Source organism: Thermomonospora curvata DSM 43183 (assembly GCF_000024385.1).
GTDB classification, from domain to species: domain Bacteria; phylum Actinomycetota; class Actinomycetes; order Streptosporangiales; family Streptosporangiaceae; genus Thermomonospora; species Thermomonospora curvata.
Window position 1 is genome coordinate 1470988 of record NC_013510.1, and the last position, 23204, is coordinate 1494191.

Genomic DNA, 23204 nt, shown 5'->3' on the forward strand with positions numbered 1-23204 from the left:
GAGGCGTTCGATGCGCGTGCTGCTGCTGTCCACGGCCGACACCGACCTGCTGGCCGCCCGCGCGGCCGGGGCCGGGTATGTGACCGCCAACCCCACCCGGATCGACGTGGCGGAGCTGCCCGCGCTCACCGAGGGCGTGGACGCGGTGGTGGTCCGGCTGCTGGGCGGGCGCAAGACCTGGCCGGAGGGGGTGGCGGCGCTGCGGGCGAGCGGGCTGCCGCTCGTCCTGCTGGGCGGGGAGGCCGACCCGGACGCCGAGCTGATGGAACTGTCGACCGTCCCGGCGGGGGTCGCCGCCGAGGCGCTGAACTACCTGCGCGAAGGCGGCGCCGCCAACCTGCGGGAGCTGGCGCGGTTCCTGTCGGATGCGGTGCTGCTGACCGGCGAGGGCTTCGCCCCGCCGGTCCGGATGCCCGCCTATGGGGTGCGCGGCGAGCGCCCCCGCCGCGACGGCAGGCCCACCGTGGGGGTGGTCTTCTACCGGGCGCACGAACTGTCGGGCAACACCGCGTTCATCGACACCCTGTGCGAGGCGATCGAACGGCACGGCGCCAACGCGCTGCCGGTCTTCTGCGCCTCGCTGCGCGGCGCCGAGCCCGGCCTGCTGGACCTGCTGGGGCAGGCGGACGCGCTGATCGCCACCGTGCTGGCGGCCGGCGGGTCGGTCGCCTCCCCGGCCTGCGCCGGAGGCGACGAGGACGCCTGGGACGCCGGTGCGCTGGCCGAACTGGACGTGCCGGTGATCCAAGGGCTGTGCCTGACCACCTCCCGCCGGGCCTGGGAGGACTCCGACGCCGCCCTGTCGCCGATGGACGCGGCGATGCAGGTGGCCATCCCCGAATTCGACGGACGGCTGATCTCGGTGCCGTTCTCCTTCAAGGAGGAGGGCCCCGACGGCATCCCCGTCTACCGGGCCGACCCCGAACGCGCCGACCGGGTGGCCGCCATCGCCGTCAAGCACGCCCGGCTGCGGCACATCCCGCCGCAGCGGCGCCGCGTGGCGATCGTGCTGTCGTCCTACCCGACCAAGCACTCCCGCGTCGGCAACGCCGTCGGGCTGGACACCCCCGCCTCGGCGGTGCGGCTGCTGCGCCGCCTGGCCGAGGCCGGCTACGACCTCGGCGACGACCACACCCTCTGGCGGGACCCGGCCGGTGGCGACGCCCTCATCCACGCGCTGATCGCCGCCGGCGGCCACGACACCGAGTGGCTGACCGAAGAGCAGCTGCGGCGCGCCGCCGCCCGCGTCCCGCTGCGGACCTACACCGCCTGGTTCGCCGGGCTCCCCGGCGACCTGCGTGAACGCATCCGTGAACACTGGGGCGAGCCGCCGGGTGAGCTGTATGTGGACGGCACCGACATCGTGCTGGCCGCGCTGCGGTTCGGCAACGTGGTGCTGATGATCCAGCCGCCCCGGGGTTTCGGGGAGAACCCGGTGGCGATCTACCACGACCCCGACCTGCCGCCGTCCCACCACTACCTGGCCGCCTACCGGTGGCTGGCGGAGACGTTCGGCGCGGACGCGGTGGTCCACCTGGGCAAGCACGGCACGCTGGAGTGGCTGCCGGGCAAGGGGCTGGGCCTGTCGGCCTCGTGCGCGCCCGATGCGGTGCTCGGCGACCTGCCGCTGGTGTACCCGTTCATCGTCAACGACCCGGGCGAGGGCACCCAGGCCAAACGCCGCGGCCACGCCACGATCGTCGACCACCTGGTGCCGCCCATGGCCCGCGCCGACACCTACGGCGAGCTGGCCCGGCTGGAGCAGCTGCTGGACGAGTACGCCACCGTCCAGGCCCTGGACCCGGCCAAGCTCCCGGCGGTGCGCGCCCAGATCTGGACGCTGATCAAGGCCGCGCAGCTCCACCACGACCTGCAGCAAGAAGAGATGCCCGGGGAGGAGGAGTTCGACGACTTCCTGCTGCACGTCGACGGCTACCTGTGCGAGGTCAAGGACGTGCAGATCCGCGACGGCCTGCACATCCTCGGCCAGGCCCCGGAAGGGGAGGCCCGCGTCAATTTGGTGCTGGCCGTGCTGCGCGCCGCCCAGGTCTGGGGCGGGCGGGCCGGGGCGCTGCCCGGCCTGCGGGCGGCGCTGGCCCGCCGCTATGGGGTGGAGGAGAAAGAGCTGCTGGCCGAACCCGGCCGGAGGGTGCGCGTCCACTCCGCGCCGCACGACGAGAGGACCCCGGCCGGGACGGGAGAACCCGGGCAGCACGCCCCGCCGGGCGGCGAGGAGGACGGCGCCGCGCCTGAAGGGGCGATCCCCGTCCCGCATGCGCTCGCCGCCCGCTGGAAGCGGTGGCCCGAACCGCCGCACACCGCCTCCGACGTCGTCGACATCCTGGAGGACCTGGCCCGCCATCTGGTGGAGGGGATGGAGTCCCGCGGCTGGGACCCCGCCGCCTCCGGGACGGTCCTGGCCGAGGTGCTGGGGGAGGCCCCCTCGCCGGACGACGGGCCGCTGGAAGAGCTGCTGCACTTCGCCGCCACCGAGCTCGTCCCCCGCCTGGCCGCCACCGCCGGAGAGCTGGACGCGGTGCTGCATGCCCTGGACGGCGGGCACGTCCCCGCCGGGCCGTCCGGCTCGCCCACCCGCGGCCTGGTGAACGTCCTGCCGACCGGCCGCAACTTCTACTCCGTCGACCCCAAGGCCATCCCGTCCCGCAACGCCTGGGAGGTCGGGATGGCGCTGGCGGACTCGCTGCTCCGCCGCCACCTGGAGGAGACCGGCGCCTACCCGGCCGGCGTCGGGCTGACCGTGTGGGGCACCAGCGCCATGCGCACCCAAGGCGACGACATCGCCGAGGTGCTGGCGCTGATCGGCTGCCGCCCGGTGTGGGACGACGCCTCCCGCCGCGTCACCGGCTTCGAGGTGATCCCCCTGGAGGAGCTGGGCCGCCCCCGCATCGACGTCACCCTGCGCATCTCCGGTTTCTTCCGCGACGCCTTCCCCCACGTCATCGCCCTGCTGGATGACGCGATCCGGACCGTGGCCGAGCTGGCAGAACCCCCCGACCGCAACTACCTGCGCGCCCACGCCCTGGAGGACCGGGCCGCCCACGGCGACTGGCGGCGCGCCACCACCCGCATCTTCGGCTCCAAGCCCGGCGCCTACGGGGCGGGGTTGCTGCCGCTGATCGACGCCCGCAACTGGCGGGACGACCGCGACCTGGCCGAGGTGTACGCGGTGTGGGGCGGTTACGCCTACGGCCGTGGCTTGGACGGCCGGGAGGCTCGCGCCGACATGGAGGCGGCGTTCCGGCGGATCGCGGTGGCCGCCAAGAACGCCGACACCCGAGAACACGACATCGTCGACTCCGACGACTACTTCCAGTACCACGGCGGCATGGTCGCCATGGTCCGCGCCCTGACCGGCCGCAGCCCGGCCGCCTACATCGGCGACTCGGCCGTCCCCGACCAGGTGAAGACCCGCACCCTGGCCGAGGAGACCCGCCGGGTGTTCCGCGCCCGCGTGGTCAACCCCCGCTGGATCGCCGCGATGCGCCGCCACGGCTACAAGGGTGCCTTCGAACTGGCCGCCACCGTGGACTACCTGTTCGGCTACGACGCCACCGCCGGCGTGGTGGACGACTGGATGTACCAGACCCTCGCCGAAAAGTACGTCTTCGACGAGGAGAACCGCGCCTTCATGACCCGCTCCAACCCCTGGGCGCTGCGCGGCATCACCGAACGCCTCCTGGAGGCCGTCGATCGGGGCCTGTGGACCGACCCGGACCCGGACGTCCTGGACCGCCTGCGCACCGTCTACCTCGCCCTCGAAGGCGACCTGGAGGACGAGGACTGACTCGGCCCCCGTTTTCCGGGGCGGGGCGAATACGCTTCCTCCGGCGTCTCCCGGCCTAGGGAAACCGTCCCGGAGCGGTGACGAACGTCACCCGTCGACCGGCAGGACTCGCCCGGTATGCCCTGGGCCGGCCGGTGGCGCGTCGGCGGGCGTCGCCGTTCCGGGACGGTCTGCTAGGCCTGGGGTGACCTGCGCCGATCTCCAGCGGGCGAAGCCCGCTAAGGCGCCTGGGAAGGAAAATGCTTTGCCGGCGCGGCAAAATATCGGGGAGCTCACCCATTTTCTTGGCGTTTTAGGTTTTTGGGGTGAAGTGCTGTTGATCATGGCATACTTCCTGACGGTCGCATAGCGCGATCACGTGGAGGAAGGCTGCCGCCATGAGCGAGGGGCCTACGGGGGATGAAGCCGGATTTTGATGCGAAGTATGCCGTGCTCGGCCTGCTGGGCGCCGTCCTGCTCGGTGCCCTGGTGACGGTTCAGGTTCTCTATTGGCATGCGCTGGGTGTGGAGTCCGGCGGCAGATGCGGCAGCGGCGGGGATGACTTCTCCTACGACTCCTGCCCGTACCGTTCCGGCCTGCTACTCAGCGTGTCATTTTTCCCTCTCTTCATCGTCCTGCCGATGGCGCTTTCGCTGCTTCCTGTACTGGGAGGGAAAGTCGGCACGCTAGTACTAGTGGTCGCCACGGCACTAGGTGTGCTGCCCGGCCGGGAGTTCTTCCACTGGGTGCACGGCCCAACGCTGTCCCCGCTGTGGACGGCGCCTGCGGAACGGCCGGCCGATGCCGAGACCTTGGGCAGTTGGCTGCACGGCTCCACCGTGGTCCGCGCCCGCTTCGACAAGGTGGTCGGCCAGGACCTGGCCACTGGGAACGTCCGCTGGATCTACCGGATTCCCTATCCGCATGTGCTGTGCACGATGAGCCGCGATACCGGAGACGGGGTCGGCCTGGTCGGGTACGGGGAGGAGGAGAAGGCGTGCTCCCGCATCGCGGCGGTGGACCTGTCCACCGGGCGGGTGTTGTGGACCAGGAATCTGGCGGCTGGGTCGGCCAACAATGGCCTGCTGAAAGACGTGCCCGCGGAACTGCGGCGAACCGGCCCGTCGGACCTGTCGCTGGAGGAGCTGCTGCACCTGCCGACCGGGACAACCCCTGACCTGACGGCGGTCGCCGGTGACGTGGCCGCCGTGCGGGCCGGCCGCGCCCTGTGGGGGGTGGGACTGCGCGACGGCAGGGGGCGGTGGGCGCAGCTGTCGCCCAAGGGCTGCCGCTTTGTGAAGATCTCCGGTGGCGCGGGAGGCCTGCTGGCTGTGGCGCGCTGCGCAGACCAGCCCCCGAGGCTGCGGGCCGTGGACCCGGTCACTGGAAAAGTCCGCTGGGAGATCCCTGTTTCGACCCGCAGTGCTTCGGCCGAAATCACCCTGCTGTCGGCCGTGCCTGCCGTCGTCCGCATCCGGGAAGAAGGACGGCGCGGCATCGATACGGTGGTCTCCTTCGACGATCGCGGCCGCGTTCGCGCCACCATCGAAGTCGAAGACGGCCGACGCCGGCTGGACGCCCTTGAGATCTATGCTTTCGCCGCCGCTCCGCTGCACGGGCTCATGGTCCAGGGCGACAGGCTCGTCACAATCGCCGAGGAAGAGAGGCGCACCTACGTACAGGCATATGGGCTGGACGACGGCAGACTGCTGTGGTCGACCGCGATGCCTGACATCAAGGGCATCGCGGTTGAGCCGGAACGTGTGTCGCTGTTGGTTGGAAGTTTCCGCTCCCCCGACCTGCTGACCCTGTCGATGCGGGACGGAGAGAAGAGCCGCCTGGGAGTGACCGGTTTCCGCCCCCTGGGCTCGAAGGTGATGCTGCACCCCCGCGGCGACCGCTACGCGGTGGTCTGCGAGGAGTCCTGTAAGACCACCTCCGACGAGGAGTTCTCCCTCGCCGTCATCGGCGCGAAGTGACCGGCGCGGTCAACGCCGATCCCCGGCCTTCCCAGACCGCTTCATGGCATCGACCAGCAACCATACGTTGGTGGACGGGTTGCCGCCGATGCGGTTCACCTCGCAGTGCTCGGGATCGGCACGCAAGGCGCGTTGCCTGGCCAGGTCGTGCCGCTCGAAAGGGAAATTGACCGGAATGTTCTTGTTGCAGCCTTTGATGTGATCTTGGAGTTTGCGTACCACCTCGGGGCGAGTGGTGCCGGCTGAAAGCTCCTGGAAGTGGAGGAGCAGCCACACCTCAAAGCATGGGTGGGATACCACGAGGTTGACGCCCTTTCGGCGAGCCAGCGAAAGGGCGCTGCCGAGAGTGGCGTGGTCGTCGACGTCGACGACGCACCAGACGGCGTCGTAGGCGAGGAAGGCGTCCCTTTGGGCGCGGGCCCGGCGATGGGCCTTGTCGCGGAGGCGGATTGCCAGCTCAACGGTGCTGTGCGGGTCACGCCCCTTGCCCACGCATTCATAGTCGACGACTTCGACGGGGATCGCCCGTAGGTGATCTTTGAGGCCGTCGAGGTACTGCTTCTCGGTGACCGTGCCCTCACAGACGACCAGCAATCTGGCCCTCGGGCTGCGGGTCGCCGTCTTGCGGCGCAGACTCCGAGGGCTGCGTCGAGGACTCATCCGACTCCGCTCTCAACTGCTGGAATATCGACCGGATGCGGTCGAAGCTGAGATACGGAACAGCACCATAGCGGCCCTGTAGATAGCCGCGCTCGATGTTCTCGTCCCGGCGCGGTGTGAATTCGGCGAGCGAATACAGCGAAGTCGCTCCGGTTTCGTCCTTCTCGGTGAACCAGACCTCGTCCCGGTCGAGCAGGCCGTCGTCCAGCAGCGAGCCGAGCAGAGTGGTGTCGTGTGAGGCGAAGATGAGCTGAGAGCGGTGGGGGTTGATTGTTTCGTCCTTGAATATCCGAATTATAGTGGAGCTCAAGTGGGGGTGCAGGCTGGAGTCGACCTCATCGACGAGCAGGACCGAACGGTGCAACAGCGCGTTCAAGAGGGGTCCCACCAGGGAGAACCAGACTTGGGTTCCGGCGCTTTCCTCCCCGAAGTCGAAGGTGCGGGTACCGTGCGTTCCCGTGTGCACGAACTGGATGACGGTCTCCAGTTCCCGGATGTCTTCTTTGCTCAACAGCTCACGTCCTGCGGCGGACAGCAGCCGCAAGGCGTCCTCAGACAGCGGCCGATGCCTCAGCTTGACATCGGAGATGCCCAGATCAGCCGCTTGCAGGAGCCGTCGTACCAGGTCCGCCAGCTTGGTGTCCCGCAGTAGCTGCTGGGTGTACTGGGTGCGGACTTGCTGGTCGAAGTCGATCTGCCGGGCCAGCTTGATGTGATCGGTGAGCCAGCGGTGCAGGTCACCCAGCAGCGGATGGTCGTTGTTGGCGGCCGAGGACAGGTACAGCGAGTTAGCACGCGTGAGTTTGGCGATCCGGGCGGTCTCACCCTTCAGCGACCGGCCGAACTTGTACTCGTCCGGCCCGGAGCGCTCGAACAGCCGCCGCGGCCGCCCCTCGGGGAACGAGAACAGCCACTCGCCGAGCACCTGCTCGTCATCGAGCTCGAAGCCGTAGGAGTAGCGGGTCTGCCGGTGCACGAAGTCCAGCTCGTAGAAGGATGACCGGCTGGTGCCGCCCTCCTCGAGGCGGAAGGGTTGACGGGGGACGCCTCTGTCAGGGCGCCATCTGGTCTGAGAATCTCGGATGCACCAGAGCATGTAGGCCAGTGCGGACAGCACGTTCGACTTGCCCGAGGCGTTGGCCCCATAGATGCCCACGACCCGCACGGTGGGAGGGATCTCGCCGGACTTCGGCTTGGGCTGTCCACGCCGGGGCGTGGCCACGAGGGACAGTGTCTGCTCGTCCCGGATCGACCTGTGATTGGCGACCCTGAAGCGCAGCAGTGTCACTGGATCCTCCCGTGTCGATGGCAGAGCTCATGCAATCACAGTGCGATCTATGACGTTCTTCCCCTCAATCAAGGTTTTGCAAGCAGTCTCCAAGTCGTTATCGAACCTGTGACGTCTCACATGGGCGTTTCCCGCCCACCGGGGTGATCTACGCTGACCCCGACGTATGCGAAGGGACGGGAGGGAGCCGCTGTGGACGTGTCGGAGGACGTGCTCGGTCCCGGGTACGAGGCGATGGTGCTGCCGCTGAAGGACGACGACGAGGGCGAGGTCATCGCCACGCTGGTGCGGCGCCGGGCCGCCGAGCCGACCCGGCGGGCCGTGCTGTATGTGCACGGGTTCGTCGACTACTTCTTCCAAAAGCACCTGGCCGACTTCTACGTCGAGCGCGATTTCGACTTCTACGCCCTGGACCTGCGCAAGTACGGCCGGTCGCTGCTGCCGCACCAGACCCCCAACTTCGTGCGCAGCATCAGCGAGTACTTCGAGGAGATCGACGAGGCGGTCCGCATCATCCGCGAAGAGGACGGCCACGATGTGCTGCTGATCAACGCGCACTCCACCGGCGGGCTGACCACCTCGCTGTGGGCCGACCGGGTCAGGGGGCGCGGGCTGGTGCAGGGGCTGTTCCTCAACAGCCCGTTCCTGGACATGAACGTGCCCGCGCCGGTCAGGGTGGCCGGGGATGTGCTGTCCAGGGCGCTGCGCAAGCGGTGGCCCAAGGCCAAGCTGCCGGCTCCCCCCGCCGGGATCTACGCCCGCAGCCTGCACCGCGACCACTACGGCGAGTGGGACTTCAACGTGGAGTGGAAGCCGCTGGACGGCTTCCCGGTGCGGGCGGCGTGGCTGGCGGCGATCCGCCGGGCGCACGCCCGGGTGCACGCGGGCCTGAACATCGACGTGCCGGTGCTGGTGATGTCCTCCACCCGCACCGGAAGGAAGAAGGACGGGCTGGAGGCGGCGACCAGGTCGGACGTGGTGCTGGCCGTGGAGCACATGGCCAAGTGGGCGCCCAAGCTGGGGCCGAACGTGACGCTGGTGCAGATCGAAGACGGGATGCACGACCTGGTGCTGTCGGCCAAGCATGCCCGCGAGCAGGTGTTCACCGAGCTCGACCGGTGGATCGGCGCCTACCTGCCCGCCCCCTCCGACGCCTAGCCGCGCCGGCGCCGGCCGCCGGTGCGGCCCGTGGCGGCGGCCGGCGGGCGCCGGGGGACCCGCTGCGGCGGGGGTCGGCGGCGCGCTGCGGAAAAAGGCGTCCCCAATACGGGGAAAACATATGGTCGGACCCGCTATTGTCCAGTTGAGGCCGTTGAACCCCTGGAAAGGGGGCTTCGGCATGGGCGGGTCATCCTTGAGGCGGGGTTGCCGAATGTCGCCGTTTGTCTGCGGTGTGTCATCGGGCGTCTGCCGCTCGCACGGGCGAGGCGGTTGATCGGGTGGCGGTGGTCGGAGCGCGGGAGATGGCCGATGCGCGTCGGCATCATCTCGCCGCGCTGGCATATGAGATCGAGGCCCGCGGCTTGAGCTGGCGGCTGGCGGGACCGGGCGAGTCGGTGCTGCACGTGGCCAACCCGGCGACCCGGCGGCAGGTGATGGTGGTCGCCATGCCGACCGGGGAGGGCTGGTTCTATCTGTGGGCGGGCGGCGGCATGGCCGAGGTCACCCAGCCCGCCCGGGCGGCCGACCAGATCGCTCGGCAGCTGGGCTGACCCGGCACGGCCCGCGGGCCGCACCGTCCGGCGGCGAGGGTGATTGCGGGCCGCCCTCCGGCTTCCTAGACTGCTGAGCGAACATTTGTTCGAAGCAGGTCGCATGTCTTCCCCCATGCGGCGCCGGAGCGGTGAGGTCGTGCGGTGGACGTCCATGAAGGGCGGCGCCTGGGCGTCCGGCCCCGGAGCCGGGGCGGGCGGGTGGCGTGCGTGTACGGGGAGCCGATCGAGGTCCTGGTGGCCGGCGGGCGTCCGGCCGGGTTCGTGTGGCGAGGGCGCCGCCACCGGGTGCGGCGGGTGCTGGAGCACTGGGTCGCCACCCGCCAGTGGTGGGCCGAGCGGCACGCCGGCGACCCCTTCTGGGAGGACCCCGGGGAACGGGAGTTCTGGAAGGTCGAAGCGGCCTGCGGCGAGCAGGGCGGGCTGTATGAGCTGTGCCACGAGCCGGCCGACGAATCCTGGACGCTCCTGCGCGCCTGGTGACCGATCCCCGCGGGAAAGACCGGGCGGGCGCGCCTCTCAGGTGGCCAGAGGACGGTCGATCTGCAGCCGGGTGATCTGGAAGACGGTCAGCATGCACAAGGCGGCGGCCAGCGCCTGGCAGGCCGCCGCGGCGACCCCCAGGTGCACGCTGAAGCGCGCCTCGGCCAGGCTGGCGACCCCGCCGGGGAACGCCTGGGCCAGCCCGATCGCCGCCAGCACGCTGCCCCACCAGGCCGTCACCACCGCGCCCACCGCGTACCGGCCGGCCGGGGTGAAGCGGCCGCTGCTGACCCACACGTCGTGCACCATGCGGGGCGGCAGCCACAGGTTGACCACCGGCACCAGCCAGCCGAGGATCACCCACCGGCGGTGGTAGGGGCGGGGGCCCGACGCCTGCCGGTAGGCCCGCCACAGCCAGGCCAGGTACAGCACCCCGGTGATGCCGGCCAGTACCGCCGAGACGGTGAAGACGTCGGCGTAGGGGGCCAGCGCCCGGCCGGTGGAGGCGGCGTCATAGCCGTCCCGGGTGAGCCGCTCGAGCGGGCGCTCCAGCCGCAGCAGGCTGATCCCGGAGCCGAGTGCGATGAACGCGTTGAACCCCAGCAGCATGAACACCGCCACGCCGATCGCCCGGAAGTCGCGCCGCCGGGCCCAGGCCCCGCAGGCCGGGCAGCGGGCCACCTCGGTGGGGATGATGTCGCCGCACAACGCACACGGCATGAGCCACCTCCGGGTGGGTCTTTGCAGCTCTTTTGAGGCAGATGCTACGTACGGTTGACGAATGCCGCGGCCGGATCGGGCGGGTGCGCGGCACCCTCCGGCACCGGGGCACCGGGCCGCGGCGGCCTGCCGGCGGGGCGGGGACCGGCCGACCCGGGCGCCGGCGATCCGGGAAAGATCTCCCGACAATCGGGTTGAACGGTCGCGACGTGGGTAAAAGTACCTGATTTCCGTCGTGGAGGATCCCGTTTTGTCCGTTCCCGGCCTGTTCGGCCCGCCGGGTTCAGACCACCGCCGCCGCCAGCCCGTGCGCCAGCACCCCCGTCGTGATCAGCCACAGCACCGGCCGGAGCGGGCCGGGACGGGACGGATCCACCAGGCGGTGCGGGCGTCCCAGCGTCACCAGCAACAGCGCCCACCACTGGGCGGTCATCGCGATCAGCGTGAACAGCGCCCCGAACCCCAGCACCGCGCTGACCAGCAGCGCCCCGAACGGGGTGAGCGCGTGCGCGGTCAGCGCCGGCGTGCGCGCCGCCTCCGCCAGGCCGCGCCGCAGCCCAAGGCCCGCCAGCAGCCAGCCGCAGACCGCCAAGACCCCCAGCGTCGTCAGCGTCACCGCACGATCCCCGACTCCCAGGCCCAGGCGGCGATCTCCACCCGGTTGCGGGCCGCCAGCTTGCGCTGCACGTTGCCCAGGTGGGTCTTGACCGTGGACAGTGACACGAACAACTCCCCGGCGATCTCCTCGTTGGTCCGGCCCCGCGCCACCAGCCGCACGACCTGCAGCTCGCGCTCGGTGAGCGGCTCGGCGGGACGGCGGGCGGGGCGCTGCGGCCGGGTCAGGTGCGCCAGCAGCCGCACCGTCACCGAGGGGGACACCAGGGCATCGCCCCTGACCGCCGCGCGCACCGCCTCCACCAGCAGCGCCGGACGGCTGTCTTTGAGCAGAAAGCCCGTCGCCCCGCCGCGCAGCGCCGCATAAACGTACTCGTCCAGGTCGAAGGTGGTGACGATCACCACCCGCAGCGGGTCGGGCACCTGCGGGCCGGCCAGCAGCCGGGTGGCCTCCAGCCCGTCCATCCGGGGCATCCGGATGTCCAGCAGGCACACCTGGGGGCGCAGCCGGCGGGCCAGGGCCACGGCCTCGACCCCATCGCGCGCCTCGGCCACCACGCGCATGTCGGGCTGCGAGTCGATGATCATCCGGAAGCCGGCCCGCACCATCTGCTGGTCGTCGGCGATCAGCACGCTGATCGTCATGCCGCCATCATCCCAGCGGCGCGCCGGGGCCGGCCGTCAGGCGATGGGCAGGAACGCCACCACCTCCCAGCCTCCGCCCGGGCCCGGGCCGGCGCGCAGCCGGCCGCCCAGCGCCTCGGCCCGTTCGGCCAGCCCGACCAGGCCGAAGCCGCCGCCGGGCAGGTGCCGCTCGCCGCCGCGGCCGTCGTCGCGCACCGCCACCTCCACCCCTTCGGGGAACCGCCGGACGCTGACGTGCACGGCGGTGGCGTCGGCGGCGTGCTTGCGGACGTTGGTCAGCGCCTCCTGCACGATCCGGTGCACCGTCGCGGCCACCTCGGGCGGCAGGTCGCGCACCCTGGGGTCCAGCACCAGGGAGGCGGGCGGGTCGGTGAAGGCGGCGACCAGTTCCGCCAGCCGGTCCAGCTCCCGGGCCGAGCGGGCCTGCCCGTGGGGGGAGCCGTCCCCGTCGTCACGCAGCAGCCCCACCATGCGCCGCATCGAGGCCAGCGCCTCGGTGCCCGCCCGTTCGATGCTCTCCAGCATCGCCTCCAGCTGCTCGGGGCTTTGCGCCGCCCCCGAGCGGGCGGTGAAGCGGGCGGCCTGGGCCTGCACGACGATCCCGGTGACGTGGTGGGCGACGAAGTCGTGCAGGTCCCGGGCCAGCGCCAGCCGCTCCTGGCGGCGGGCCTCGACCAGGGCCCGCGCCCGGCGGGCGTCCAGCGCCCGCAGGTAGAGCCCGATGCCGGTGGCGATCAGCAGCAGCACCGACACCGGGAGCGACAGCACCATCGCCGCCGGCGCCGAGATCCGCAGCGGCATCACCGCCAGCGCCAGGGCCGGCGGTACCGCCAGGAACGGTGTGCGGTGCGCCGGGGCCCGCCGCACCATCCGCACCAGCAGCACCAGCAGCGCCGGCACTTCGATGACCGCGCTCGGGTTCGGTGGTATTTCCGACGCGGGCTGGGCGGCCACCAAGGTCGCCGCCATGGAGGCCAGGCCGGCCGCCACCGCCCAGGCGGCCGGCGAGCGGCGCCCGACCGCTCCGAACGCGGCGAGCCCGGCCGCGCCCAGCAGCGCCAGCTGCGGCACCGACGGCCTGAGCAGCAGCAGGCACATCAGCAGCAACAGCGCGCTTCCCGCGCGCACCGCGGCCCGTATCAGCATCCCGCTGAGGAAGTGGAACCGCTCCAGCACGTCCCGCCGCTCCGCCGCACCGGTGTTCATGGCAGCAGAGGGTAAGGACCCGACCCCGCCGCCCGGATCGGCCGAATGGACGATCTGGTCGATCCTTTGTTCGAAGGGAATGTCAGTGGGGCTGGATAGGTTCCAGTGAACCGGGGGATGAACTCAGTGAGCCTGCCGGGCCGGGCCTTCGGGCACCGGCCTTGCGGGCAGGCGACACCGAAAGGGGCAGTGGCCATGCACCACCACGACGGCAAGTCCCACCACCCCACATCCCACATCGCGCACGCCCGGCTGACCGGCCCCGCCGAACGCACCCTCATCGAGCCCTGGCTCACCGAGCACACCGGGCTGATGACCAACGCCTACCCCGACGGGCCCGCTCCGCTCGCCACCGTCACCGCTCTCGACCCGCAGCCCGTCCCGGCCTCGCATCCGGGGACACTGGCCGCCTGAGAGCCGGCCGGCGCCCCCTTCGCCGCCGCGGCTTTGCGTTCAGACACGCGGCCCCGGTGGCGAAGGGGGCGTTGTGCGTTGCCCCCTTGCCACCGATGACATCGGCCCAAGCGCCGCGGGCATGCCCGCGGCGGGCGTCCCGCCGACGGCGTCGGAAGGCGGTCAGTCGTAGACGGCGTCCCGGATGGCGCGCAGGGTGGGCTCGTCGCGGACCCCGGCGATCAGGAGGGTGGTGACGGGGCTGTCGCGCCACAGCTGCAGCCGCTCGCGGATGCGGCCGATGGGGCCCACCAGGGAGATGGAGTCGGCCAGCTCGTCGGGGACGGCCTTGATCGCCTCGTCGCGGCGGCCGCTCAAGAACAGCTCCTGCACCTTGGCCGCCTGCTCGGCGTACCCGAGGCGGCCGATCAGATCCAGGTGGAAGTTGCGCTCCTTGGCGCCCATGCCGCCGATGTAGAAGGCCAGCGGGATCTTGGCGACCTCCAGGGCGGTCTGCAGATCGTCGTTGACGATCACGGTCACTGTGGCGGCGATCTCGAAGTCGTCCGGCCGCCCGGCCAGGGACTCTCCGAACACCGAGTCGATCTGGGCGGGGTCCACGAACAGCGGCAGCCAGCCCTGGGCGATCTCGGCGGCCAGGGCGACGTTCTTGGGGCCCTCGGCGCCCAGGTAGATCGGGATGTCGGAGCGGATGGGGTGGACGATCGACTTCAGCGGCTTGCCCAGCCCGGTACCGCCGGGGTAGGGCAGCGGGTAGTGGGGGCCGGGGGAGGTCACCGGCCCTTCGCGGCGCCAGATCTTGCGCAGGATGTCGATGTACTCGCGGGTGCGGGCCAGCGGCTTGGGGAAGGGCACCCCGTACCAGCCCTCCACCACCTGCGGGCCGGAGGCGCCCAGGCCCAGGATGAGCCGCCCGCCCGACAGCGCGTCCAGGGTGAGCGCGTGCATGGCGGTGGCGGCCGGGGTGCGCGCCGACATCTGCACCACCGCGGTGCCCAGCTTGATCCGCGAGGTGCGGGCGGCGTACCAGGTCAGCGTGGTCAGCGCATCAGAGCCGTAGGCCTCGGCGGTGAACACGAAGTCATAGCCCAGCCGTTCGGCGGCCAGCACCGTCTCGGTCTGGTCGTCGGGGTCGCGCTGCCAGTAGCCGACGTTGATGCCGAGCTTGAGGGGGGTGGACACAGGCGAGCACCTCCGGGTCGGTAGGGACGCACCGCGATACTAGAACACGTTCTAGTTACTCGTGAAGACGAGGGTGTGCGGGCCGCCCGGAGGTGCTCACCGGTGTTTCAGGGCTTGCTGCGGGGGACTAGCGGGAGCCGACCTCCGTCAGCAGGTTCCGCCAGCCGGCGGCGGTCAGCAGCAGCGCCGGACCCTGCGGGTCCTTGGAGTCGCGCAGCGCGCACCGGCCGCCGCTGAGCGCGGCGACCTCCACACACTGATCGCCGCTGCCGCTGTAAGAGGATTTGCGCCATGCGGCGCGGGACAGTTCGCTATCGGGGTGGGTGACGTTCACGGCCCGTATTACTCCTTCGCTGCCTCGCCTAGGAGGTGCGCGGATTCCTCCGGTGAAAGGCTTGCTTTGATGATCTGGTCGAATCTCGACCCGTGCTGTTCTGTTTCCACTGTGCTCTCAAGGTAAACGTCACCCATGGTCCCCTCGACGTATGCAATATCAGGGTCATCGGGGTCGGGAAACGACAGGATCGTAAAGCGGCCGTCAAGGCCGGCGTGAGCACCTGCTGTGAACGGCAGGATCTGGAGCGTGATGTTGGGGCGTTCGGCCAGCTCGAGCAGCTTGCGCAGCTGGGCCCGCATCACCTGCGGGCCGCCGATGGGCCGGTGCAGCACCGCCTCGTCGAGCGCGATGTGCAGCTGCGGGGCGTTGGGGCGGTCCAGCAGCGCCTGGCGGGCCTTGCGGGCGGCGATCCGGCGGTCGATGTCGGCCTGCGACGGCAGCATCCGCCCCGCGGTGATCACCGCGCGGGCATAGTCCTCGGTCTGCAGCAGGCCGTGGATCAGCTGGGAGTCCCAGGAACGGATCCGTGACGCCTCGTCCTCCAGCGCCACATAGCTGCCGGTGAACACATCGGCGTAAGCCGTCCACCAGCCGCGCTGCCCGGCCTGCTTGGCCAGGGCGATCAGCGCGTCCCGCTGCGGGCTGGGCACGCCGTACAGGTCCAGGATGTCGGCGACGTCGCCGGGCTTGGGCCGGGTCTGCCCGGTCTCCAGCCGGGAGACCGTGGCCCGCGACCAGCCGAGCCGGTCGGCGACGTCCTGCAAAGTGAGCCGCTGTTCCTCGCGCAGCCGCCGCAATTCCCGCGCCAGGCGGCGACCGCGGACGGTGGGCCGGTACGTCATGGGCGCAAGTGTGGTGTTTCGGCGCGCACCGCACAACGCGAACGGCGAGTCCGGTATTGGAATCTGCCCGACACGGTTGCGGTGGTGAGAATCTCACGAGACCCTGTATCACAGTGACCGGCTGAAAACCGAGCGTGACAAGGGTCTACATGGCGTAGCGGCTGGAGGCGACCCTGTTGAAGACCTCACCTGAGCTTCTTGAGTCCGTCCTCGGCCATGCCGCGGCCGAGGAGGTCGCCGCCTGCCGCGTCGATGTGGCGGACGTGGCGGGCATGGGGGAGGAGGCGGATCCCCGGCGCCCGGCGGGCTGGGCGTGGACGCTGCCGGCGGGCCCGTCCTGCGCCCGCGAGGCAAGGACGGTGCTCGGCCAGGCGCTGGGCGCGCTCGGCCTGCCCGCCGACCTGATCGCCGATGCCCAGTTGATGATCAGCGAACTGGCCACCAACGCCTACCAGCACGCCGCCGCCCAGGGGCCGTATGAGCTGTGGCTGTATCCGCACCGCTCCCAGGAGCCGGGGCGGGGCGGCGTGGAACTGCGGTGCGCGATCTTCGACGGCAAGGCCGACACCCGCCTGCCCGGCTACTCGTGGACCTCCGGCGACTGCGGGCGGGGCCTGAGCATCGTCGGCGAGCTGTCCGGCGGGCGGTGGGGGATGAGCCGGGAACGTTCCCGGCTCGGCGGCCGCCGGCCCGGCAAGGTCGTGTGGTTCGCCCTGCCGCCGGTGACCTCCCGCCCCTCAGTTCCGCTCGACGGCGGGGGCGATGTCGGTGATGAGGGCCAGTAGCGAACGCGCCAGCAGCGTGTGCACCTGCTTGCGGTCGATCGACTTCTGCTGCAGCCACTCGCGGGTGGCGGCGTCGGCCAGCCCCGAGTAGGCGCGCAGCACGGCCCGCAGCGTGTCGGAGGGGTCGGGCAGCTCCAGCAGCTTCAGCAGCCGCTCGACCGTCAGGTCCCGGGTCCGGTTGATGATCCGCATCAGCTCCGGGTCCTGCCCGAACCCTTCGGCGTCCACGGCCGCGAACCAGGTCGTGGCGTTGGCCTCGGCGGCGTCCAGGAACCGCTCCACGCACCACTCGACCGTCTCCGCCAGGCTCAGTCCCTTGGGCGGCGGTTGGACCGCGTAGGCGACGCGGGTGGTCAGCTCCCGCACCACCTCCAAGAACAGCTCGCGCTTGGTGCGGAAGTAGTAGTGGATCAGACCCCGGCGCACTCCCGCCGCCGAGGCGATGGCCTCTGTGGACACCTCGGCGTACGGAAGCTCGGTGAACATCCGCCTGGCCACGGCCAGGATCTGATCGCGTCGCTCGTCCCGGCTCAGCCGCTGGAAACGCGGCGCCGGCCGCCCGGACGCCGACGTAGCCGTGCCACCTCCCATATCGACACCTTAAGCCGTCGGCGCGGCCGCCCGGACGCGGCGCACCCCGCTGACCTGGGGCGCCCGTCCGGCCCCGCGTCGGGTCGGCGGGGCCGGGCGCAGGCGGGTCAGGCCGCCGAACGGTCGCCGGGCTTTCGGCGGCGCCGCTCGGGAGGGGTGCGCAGCAGCTGCAGCGGGCGCTTGCGGGCCACCAGGTAGTCCACCGGGCCGTGCCGCACCTTCTCCGGCACCACGCGGGCGCCGGCCCGGTGGGCGGCCAGCAGCGCGGCGAAGGCGCGGGCCCGCGCCGGGCTCCAGGGGATGCCCAGCCGCTCGCGCAGCGGCTTTGGCAGCAGCGCGCCCGCGGCCAGGATGTTCAGCCGCAGGTAGGCGGCGTCCACCGGCTTGGGCAGCGGGGTCTGCAGGGACTCGGGGTGGCGGCGCAGCAGCTTGTCCGACACCACGGTCGGCCGCAGCTCGGTGCGCACCACGTGGTCGAAGTACTCCTCGAAGGCCGCCAGGTCCTCGGGGCAGTGGCCCTCGGGCACCCAGCAGGCGTGGGCGAGGAGCTTCTGCTCTTCGTAGTAGCGGGCGCGGTCTTCGTCCGGGAGCCGGCCGAAGGTGCGCTCATACAGGTCCAGGGCGCCCTTGACGCCCGTGGCCCACACCCACATCAGCAGGTCGGGGTCGAGCGCCCGGTAGGGCACGCCCTCGTCGCTGGTGCCCTGCACCCGCTGGTGGATGCGGCGGAACTTCTCCGACTGCCTGCGGGAGACCTCCGGGTCGCCGAAGGCCATCTTCAGCATGATGTCGGCGGTGCGCCACAGCCGCCCGAACGGGTCGGACTCGTAGTCGGAGAACTGTTCGACGCCGGCCGCCACCAGCGGGTGCGTCACCTGGAGCAGCAGCAGCGGGGCCGCGCCCAGGTTCTGCACCGGTTCGCGCAGGACGCGCCAGCACACATCGCCCGGACGGTAGGGCAGGGCGCGGCGGACGGCGGGGGGGACCGTGCCTGTTTCGCTCATGTCCCCAGTGAATCACCTTGTTGGCGCCACGCCAACAAGGGAACGGAAAGTCGGTCCGGGGTCTTTTGCTCGTTCTGCTGCGTTCCTTGTCACTCCCTCGCGACTTGGGGCCGTGCGGGCGGTGTGACATCCTGTGGCAGGTGACGGACGCGGTGGAACACCGGTGCGAATCCGGGGCTGTCCCGCAACTGTGACCGGTCGGCGCCCGCTCAGCGGGGCCGCCGGGAGCCAGGAACGCCGGCCGTCGCGTGAAGCCGACCCCTACGGGCGTGGACACCCGAGGAAGGACGACCGAACATGCCCTCCTGCGCTCTCCCCCCTGCACACGCTCCCTGCGCCGCCCTTTCGGCATGAGCGGCGCCGCGCGCTACCCCTTCTCGGCCGTGGTCGGCATGGACGACCTCAAGCTGGCCCTGCTGATCAACGCGGTCTCCCCCGGCGTGGGCGGGGTGCTGGTCCGCGGCGAGAAGGGCACCGCCAAATCGACGATCGTGCGGGCGCTGGCCGCGCTGCTGCCCCCGGTCCGCGTGGTGGCCGGCTGCCGTTTCTCCTGCGACCCGGCCGACCCCGACCCGGCCTGCCCCGACGGCCCGCACCGGCCGGACGGCGCCGCGGCCGCCACCCGCCCGGCCCGCCTGGTCGAGCTGCCCGTGGGCGCCTCCGAGGACCGGGTGACCGGCTCGCTGGACATCGAGCGGGCGCTCACCGAGGGCGTCAAGGCGTTCGAACCCGGCCTGCTGGCCGCCGCGCACCGGGGCGTGCTGTACGTCGATGAGGTCAACCTGCTCCACGACCACCTGGTCGACCTGCTGCTGGACGCCGCCGCCATGGGCCGCTGCCACATCGAGCGCGAGGGCGTGTCGGTGCAGCACGCCGCCCGTTTCCTGCTGGTGGGCACCATGAACCCCGAAGAAGGGGAGCTGCGCCCCCAGCTGCTGGACCGCTTCGGGCTGACCGTCGAGGTCGCCGCCACCCGCGACCCGGACGAACGCGCCGAGGTGGTGCGGCGGCGGCTGCACTTCGAAGCCGACCCCGAAGGCTTCGCCGCCCGGTGGGCCGAGGCCGAGGCCGAGCTGGCCGAGCGGATCGCCGCCGCCCGGCGGCGCCTGCCCGGCGTCCGCCTGGGCGAGGCCGCGCTGCGCCAGATCACCGCGGTCTGCGCCGCCTTCGAGGTGGACGGGCTGCGCGCCGACCTGGTGACCGCCCGCGCCGCCATCGCGCTGGCCGCCTGGCACGGCCGGGACGCGGTGACCACCGAGGACGTCCGGCAGGCGGCCCGGCTGGCGCTGCCGCACCGCCGCCGCCGCGACCCGTTCGACGCCCCCGGCCTCGACCGGGACCGGCTCGACCAGGTGCTGGGCGAGCACACCGATCCCGAACCCCCGGGCGGCCCGGGCGGCCCAGGCGGCGGGCGGCCCGCCGAAGAAAGCACCGGCCGGCCGCCGGCCTCGCCGGAGGGTTCTCCTGCGGCGCCGGCCGCGGCCCCTTCGCCGGGGGACGCCCCGGCCGCCGAGGGGAAGCCGGCCGACCCGGCGCCCACCGGCGCCCTCTACCGGCCGCGCCTGTTCACCGTCCCCGGCGTCGGCACCGGGGCGCCCGGCCGCCGCTCCAAGGCCCGCACCCCCCACGGGCGGGTCTCGGGCGCCCGCCCCGGCCGCCGCGACCTGCACCTGATGGCCACCCTCCGCGCCGCGGCCCCCCACCAGCACGCCCGCGGACGCACCGGCCCCGGCCTGGTCATCGCCCCCGAGGACCTCCGCGCGGCGCTGCGGGACGGCCGCGAGGGCAACCTGGTGCTGTTCGTGGTGGACGCCAGCGGCTCGATGGCCGCCCGCAGGCGGATGGGGGCGGTCAAAGGCGCGGTGCTGAGCCTGCTGCTGGACGCCTACCAGCGCCGCGACAAGGTCGGCCTGATCACCTTCCGGGGCCGGGGGGCCGAGCTGGCGCTGCCCCCCACCTCCTCGGTGGAGGCCGGCGCCCGCCGGCTGGAACGGCTGCCGACCGGGGGCCGCACCCCGCTGGCCGCCGGCCTGCTGCGCGCCGCCGAGGTATTGCGCGTCGAACGGCTGCGCGACCCGGCCCGCCGTCCCCTGCTGGTGATCGTCACCGACGGCCGCGCCACCACCGGCCCCGACCCGGCACAGGCCGCCGCCCTGCTGCGCGGCGTGGCCGCGGTGGTGGTGGACTGCGAGTCCGGCCCCGTCCGGCTCGGCCTGGCCCGCCGCCTGGCGGCGCTGCTGGAGGCCCGGGCGGTGCGCCTGGAGGAACTGGCCGCCGACGGCCTGGCCCGCATCGTCCGCGACGCCCGGCGGGACGCGGCCTGATGCACGGCGGCGTGCAGCGGGTCATGGGTGCCGCCGCCCGGCGGGCCGGGTACGGGGACGCGAAGCACCACGGCGCGGCGTGAGGGGAGGGAACTCGACATGCCACAGGGCAGGCCGCAGCACGTTCCCGACGACGGGCTGACCACCCGGCAGCGGCGCCACCGGCCGCTGGTGATCGTGCACACCGGCCACGGCAAGGGCAAGTCCACCGCCGCGTTCGGGCTGGCGCTGCGGGCCTGGAACCAGGGCTGGCCGATCGGGGTGTTCCAGTTCGTCAAGTCCGCCAAATGGCGGATCGGGGAGGAGACCGCGCTGCGGGTGCTGGGGGAGTCCGGCAAGGGCGGCACGGTCGCCTGGCACAAGATGGGCGAGGGCTGGTCGTGGATCCGCAAACGCGGCCAAGAGGACGACCACGCCGCCAACGCCCGCGAGGGCTGGGCGCAGATCCGCCGCGACCTGCAGGCCCAGACCTACCGGCTGTATGTGCTGGACGAGTTCACCTACCCCATCAACTGGGGGTGGATCGACGTCGCCGAGGTGATCGAGACGCTGGCCGCCCGTCCCGGAAACCAGCACGTGGTGATCACCGGCCGGGACGCCCACCCGGCCCTGGTGGACTTCGCCGACCTGGTCACCGAGATGGGCAAGGTCAAGCACCCCATGGACCGCGGCCAAAAAGGCCAGAAGGGCATCGAGTGGTGACCGCGCGGATCATCATCGCCGCCCCGGCCTCCGGGGCGGGCAAGACCACGGTGGCGACCGGGCTCATGGCGGCGCTGGCCGCGCGCGGCCTGAAGGTCTCCCCGCACAAGGTCGGCCCCGACTACATCGACCCCGGCTACCACGCGCTGGCCACCGGGCGGCCCGGCCGCAACCTCGACCCCTTCCTGGTCGGCGAGGAACTGATCGTCCCGCTGCTGCGGCACGGGGCGCGCGGCGCCGACGTGGCGGTGATCGAGGGTGTGATGGGCCTGTACGACGGGGCGGGCGACCGCGACGACTTCGCCTCCACCGCCCACATCGCCCGGCTGCTGCGGGCCCCGGTGGTGCTGGTGGTGGACGCCTCGGCCGCGGGCCGCTCGGTGGCCGCCACCGTGCACGGCTTCCGCAGCTACGGGGATGTGCACATCGGCGGGGTGATCCTCAACCGGGTCGGCTCACAGGCCCACGAGCACCTGTGCCGCACCGCGGTGGAGGAACTGTCGATCCCCGTCCTGGGCGCGCTGCGGCGCCGCGACGACATGGCCGCCCCCTCCCGCCACCTGGGCCTGATCCCGGCGGCCGAACGCCGCGCGGAGGCGGTCGCCACGGTGCGGCGGCTGGGCGAGGCCGTCGCCGAAAGCTGCGACCTGGAGGCGCTGCTGGCCCTGGCCCGCAGCGCGCCCCCGCTCACCGTCCCGCCCTGGAGCCCGCAGGAGGCCGTCGGCGAAGAACCCGCCAAGGGAGACCGCCCGGTGGCGGCGGTGGCCGGAGGACCGGCCTTCACCTTCGGGTACGCCGAGAACGAGGAGCTGCTGGCGGCGGCCGGGGCCGAGGTCGTCCGGTTCGACCCGCTGCGCGACCCGGCGCTGCCGGAAGGGACGCGAGGGCTGGTCATCGGCGGGGGCTTCCCCGAGATGTACGCCGCCGAACTGTCGGCCAACGAGCCGCTCCGGGGGCAGATCAAGCACCTCGTCACGCCCGAGGTCCCGGTGTACGCCGAGTGCGCCGGGCTGCTGTACCTGGTGCGCGAGCTGGAGGGCGCCCCGATGTGCGGGCTGCTGGACGCGACGGCCGCCATGACACCCACCCTGACGCTGGGCTACCGCACCGCCGTGGCCACCGCCGACTCCGTCATCGCCCGCACCGGCGAACGGGTGAACGGCCACGAGTTCCACCGCACCGCCGTGCGGCCCGCCTGCGGCCCGGGGGAGACGGCGGCCTGGCAGTGGGCGCTGCGGCCGCGCGGCTCCCGCAAGGACGGGTTCGCAAGGGGCAAACACCTGGCGTCCTACCTGCACCTGCACTGGGCCGGCGTTCCTAAGGCCGCCCGGCGCTTCGTGGCGGCGATGGAGGAGCAGCGATGATGTTCGACCGCGGCATCACCTTGACCACGAGGCGGCTGCTGCTGCGCCCGTTCGCCGAACGCGACGTGCCCGACCTGGTGGAGGCCGCCCGCGACCCGCAGATGCTGCGCTGGATGCTGTGGGCGCCGCAGGAGAACGTCCGGCGGGCCCGCGAGTTCTGCACCAAGACCGCCCACGACGACCCCGAACACAAGATCACCTTCGCGATCGAGCCGCTGGCGGAGCACCGGTGCGGCGGCTCCATCGGGCTGCAGCGGGCCGACTGGACGTTCGGCCGGGCCGAGATCGGCTACTGGCTGGCGCCCTGGGCGCGCGGGCGGGGCCTGGTCACCGAGGCGGTCCGCGCGGTGACCGCCTACGGCTTCGGCAAGGGCCTGCACCGCATCGAGCTGCTGGTGTCGGTCGGCAACGACGCCTCCTGCCGGGTCGCCGAACGGGCCGGCTTCCAGCGCGAATGCGTGCTGCGGGAGGCCGGCGTGCTGCCCGGCGGCGCACGCACCGACCTGGTCATGTTCGCCCTGCTGAAAAGCGCGCAGCCGGACGCCCCGGGAGCCGCGATTGCCTGA

General features: G+C 72.1%; 22 protein-coding genes and 1 riboswitch. Of the genes, 11 read left to right on the top strand and 11 right to left on the bottom strand.

Annotation, left to right across the window (positions count from 1 at the left end; all coding sequences use genetic code 11):
- The first annotated feature begins 10 nt into the window (after positions 1–10).
- The gene (cobN, locus tag TCUR_RS24740) at positions 11–3805 is read left to right on the top strand and encodes a cobaltochelatase subunit CobN (RefSeq protein ID WP_012851658.1); all 3795 of its coding nucleotides are present in this window, start codon (positions 11–13) and stop codon (positions 3803–3805) included.
- 399 nt (positions 3806–4204) lie between these two features.
- The gene (locus tag TCUR_RS06365; RefSeq protein WP_012851659.1) at positions 4205–5764 is read left to right on the top strand and encodes an outer membrane protein assembly factor BamB family protein; all 1560 of its coding nucleotides are present in this window, start codon (positions 4205–4207) and stop codon (positions 5762–5764) included.
- Positions 5765–5773: 9 nt separating this feature from the next.
- Here TCUR_RS06365 and TCUR_RS06370 read toward each other — a convergent pair whose 3' ends face one another.
- Both TCUR_RS06370 and TCUR_RS06375 read right to left on the bottom strand, forming a co-directional pair.
- Complete coding sequence (locus TCUR_RS06370) at positions 5774–6358, bottom strand: RloB family protein (RefSeq protein WP_012851660.1); 585 nt, start codon at positions 6356–6358, stop codon at positions 5774–5776.
- Entirely contained in the window at positions 6342–7712 is a 1371-nt protein-coding gene (locus TCUR_RS06375) for an AAA family ATPase (RefSeq protein ID WP_012851661.1), read from the bottom strand. The genes TCUR_RS06370 and TCUR_RS06375 overlap by 17 nt, the downstream gene beginning before the upstream one ends.
- A 192-nt stretch (positions 7713–7904) precedes the next feature.
- Between TCUR_RS06375 and TCUR_RS06380 the strand changes: the two genes are divergently transcribed.
- The 3 genes from TCUR_RS06380 (at position 7905) to TCUR_RS06390 (ending at position 9907) form a co-directional block, all read left to right on the top strand.
- Positions 7905–8870 (top strand): alpha/beta hydrolase, encoded by a 966-nt coding sequence (locus tag TCUR_RS06380; RefSeq protein ID WP_012851662.1) that lies wholly within the window; start codon positions 7905–7907, stop codon positions 8868–8870.
- 305 nt (positions 8871–9175) lie between these two features.
- Positions 9176–9424 (top strand): hypothetical protein, encoded by a 249-nt coding sequence (locus TCUR_RS06385; RefSeq protein ID WP_012851663.1) that lies wholly within the window; start codon positions 9176–9178, stop codon positions 9422–9424.
- A 144-nt stretch (positions 9425–9568) separates the two neighbouring features.
- Positions 9569–9907 (top strand): DUF6504 family protein, encoded by a 339-nt coding sequence (locus tag TCUR_RS06390; RefSeq protein ID WP_012851664.1) that lies wholly within the window; start codon positions 9569–9571, stop codon positions 9905–9907.
- A gap of 36 nt (positions 9908–9943) precedes the next feature.
- On the opposite strand, the gene TCUR_RS06395 is transcribed toward TCUR_RS06390, so the two are convergent.
- The 4 genes from TCUR_RS06395 to TCUR_RS06410 all read right to left on the bottom strand — a co-directional run bounded on the left by TCUR_RS06395 (position 9944) and on the right by TCUR_RS06410 (position 13093).
- Complete coding sequence (locus tag TCUR_RS06395; protein WP_012851665.1) at positions 9944–10627, bottom strand: DUF4328 domain-containing protein; 684 nt, start codon at positions 10625–10627, stop codon at positions 9944–9946.
- Positions 10628–10910: 283 nt separating this feature from the next.
- Entirely contained in the window at positions 10911–11243 is a 333-nt protein-coding gene (locus TCUR_RS06400; RefSeq protein WP_012851666.1) for a hypothetical protein, read from the bottom strand.
- Positions 11240–11887: a response regulator gene (locus TCUR_RS06405; RefSeq protein WP_012851667.1), complete on the bottom strand. Its 648-nt coding sequence runs from the start codon at positions 11885–11887 to the stop codon at positions 11240–11242. The genes TCUR_RS06400 and TCUR_RS06405 overlap by 4 nt, the downstream gene beginning before the upstream one ends.
- A 36-nt stretch (positions 11888–11923) precedes the next feature.
- A complete protein-coding gene (locus TCUR_RS06410; RefSeq protein WP_012851668.1) occupies positions 11924–13093 on the bottom strand; it encodes a sensor histidine kinase in 1170 nt (389 codons plus the stop codon).
- A 195-nt stretch (positions 13094–13288) separates the two neighbouring features.
- On the opposite strand from TCUR_RS06410, the gene TCUR_RS06415 reads away from it, so the two are divergent.
- Positions 13289–13507, top strand: coding sequence for a hypothetical protein (locus TCUR_RS06415; protein ID WP_012851669.1), 219 nt, complete (start codon positions 13289–13291; stop codon positions 13505–13507).
- A gap of 162 nt (positions 13508–13669) precedes the next feature.
- Here TCUR_RS06415 and TCUR_RS06420 read toward each other — a convergent pair whose 3' ends face one another.
- The 3 genes from TCUR_RS06420 to TCUR_RS06430 all read right to left on the bottom strand — a co-directional run bounded on the left by TCUR_RS06420 (position 13670) and on the right by TCUR_RS06430 (position 15868).
- Positions 13670–14689 (bottom strand): LLM class F420-dependent oxidoreductase, encoded by a 1020-nt coding sequence (locus TCUR_RS06420; protein WP_012851670.1) that lies wholly within the window; start codon positions 14687–14689, stop codon positions 13670–13672.
- A 127-nt stretch (positions 14690–14816) separates the two neighbouring features.
- Positions 14817–15023 carry a DUF397 domain-containing protein gene (locus TCUR_RS06425; protein ID WP_012851671.1) on the bottom strand — a complete coding sequence of 69 codons (207 nt, stop codon included), beginning with the start codon at positions 15021–15023 and terminating at the stop codon, positions 14817–14819.
- A gap of 8 nt (positions 15024–15031) precedes the next feature.
- Positions 15032–15868, bottom strand: coding sequence for a helix-turn-helix domain-containing protein (locus TCUR_RS06430; protein ID WP_012851672.1), 837 nt, complete (start codon positions 15866–15868; stop codon positions 15032–15034).
- Between the two features lie 176 nt (positions 15869–16044).
- On the opposite strand from TCUR_RS06430, the gene TCUR_RS06435 reads away from it, so the two are divergent.
- The gene (locus tag TCUR_RS06435) at positions 16045–16653 is read left to right on the top strand and encodes an ATP-binding protein (protein WP_012851673.1); all 609 of its coding nucleotides are present in this window, start codon (positions 16045–16047) and stop codon (positions 16651–16653) included.
- Here TCUR_RS06435 and TCUR_RS06440 read toward each other — a convergent pair.
- Positions 16606–17244, bottom strand: a complete 639-nt coding sequence (locus tag TCUR_RS06440) for a TetR/AcrR family transcriptional regulator (protein ID WP_012851674.1) — start codon at positions 17242–17244, stop codon at positions 16606–16608. The genes TCUR_RS06435 and TCUR_RS06440 overlap by 48 nt on opposite strands.
- 107 nt (positions 17245–17351) lie before the next feature.
- Complete coding sequence (locus tag TCUR_RS06445; RefSeq protein WP_012851675.1) at positions 17352–18248, bottom strand: oxygenase MpaB family protein; 897 nt, start codon at positions 18246–18248, stop codon at positions 17352–17354.
- A gap of 154 nt (positions 18249–18402) precedes the next feature.
- A riboswitch (cobalamin riboswitch) is annotated at positions 18403–18484 on the top strand.
- 114 nt (positions 18485–18598) lie between these two features.
- Between TCUR_RS06445 and TCUR_RS06450 the strand changes: the two genes are divergently transcribed.
- The 4 genes from TCUR_RS06450 (at position 18599) to TCUR_RS06465 (ending at position 23204) form a co-directional block, all read left to right on the top strand.
- The gene (locus TCUR_RS06450; RefSeq protein ID WP_012851676.1) at positions 18599–20572 is read left to right on the top strand and encodes a putative cobaltochelatase; all 1974 of its coding nucleotides are present in this window, start codon (positions 18599–18601) and stop codon (positions 20570–20572) included.
- A 99-nt stretch (positions 20573–20671) separates the two neighbouring features.
- A complete protein-coding gene (cobO, locus tag TCUR_RS27810; RefSeq protein ID WP_012851677.1) occupies positions 20672–21274 on the top strand; it encodes a cob(I)yrinic acid a,c-diamide adenosyltransferase in 603 nt (200 codons plus the stop codon).
- A complete protein-coding gene (locus tag TCUR_RS06460) occupies positions 21271–22638 on the top strand; it encodes a cobyrinic acid a,c-diamide synthase CobB (protein WP_012851678.1) in 1368 nt (455 codons plus the stop codon). Before cobO ends, TCUR_RS06460 begins: the two co-directional genes overlap by 4 nt.
- The gene (locus TCUR_RS06465; protein ID WP_012851679.1) at positions 22635–23204 is read left to right on the top strand and encodes a GNAT family N-acetyltransferase; all 570 of its coding nucleotides are present in this window, start codon (positions 22635–22637) and stop codon (positions 23202–23204) included. The genes TCUR_RS06460 and TCUR_RS06465 overlap by 4 nt, the downstream gene beginning before the upstream one ends.